This is a genomic window from Liquorilactobacillus sicerae (assembly GCF_029916425.1).
Classification (GTDB): domain Bacteria; phylum Bacillota; class Bacilli; order Lactobacillales; family Lactobacillaceae; genus Liquorilactobacillus; species Liquorilactobacillus sicerae.
In genome coordinates this window covers 1-393 of sequence record NZ_JAHAVQ010000351.1, presented here as the reverse complement: position 1 = coordinate 393, position 393 = coordinate 1, and the positions used below count along the sequence as shown (strand labels likewise).

The 393-nt window shown below is 35.9% G+C and carries 1 protein-coding gene; it reads left to right on the top strand.

Going from position 1 to position 393, the window contains the following annotated elements; translation table 11 throughout:
• Positions 1-259: 259 nt before the first annotated feature.
• Positions 260-393: SDR family NAD(P)-dependent oxidoreductase (locus KH893_RS12790; RefSeq protein ID WP_281166396.1), on the top strand; the 134-nt coding region annotated here is incomplete at its 3' end.

Genomic DNA, 393 nt, shown 5'->3' with positions numbered 1-393 from the left:
ATTCAGTGGTGACCAAAAAGGAGTTCGACAGTATCGAACATGCTTCGGATTTTGCCAATAAATATTTTAAAAATCATGATCAAACAGCGATTTACAGTATTTACGAGATTAAAAACTAATTAGATATCGAAAAACACCGGTTCAATGTATACCGGTGTTTTTTTATTCTCAATTATAATTTATTATTATTTGCAAATTGTTTACTTTTTAACAAATAGCTTGTAAAATTATTCACAGGGAGAGTTCGGAGGTATTCAATATGGTAGATCGTTTAAAGGGAAAGGTCGCTATCGTTACTGGTGGAACGCTTGGAATCGGTTTGTCGATCGTCGATTTGTATTTAAAAGAAGGGGCCAGGGTGATCTTCACGGGTCGTCGCCAAACAGTTGGCGA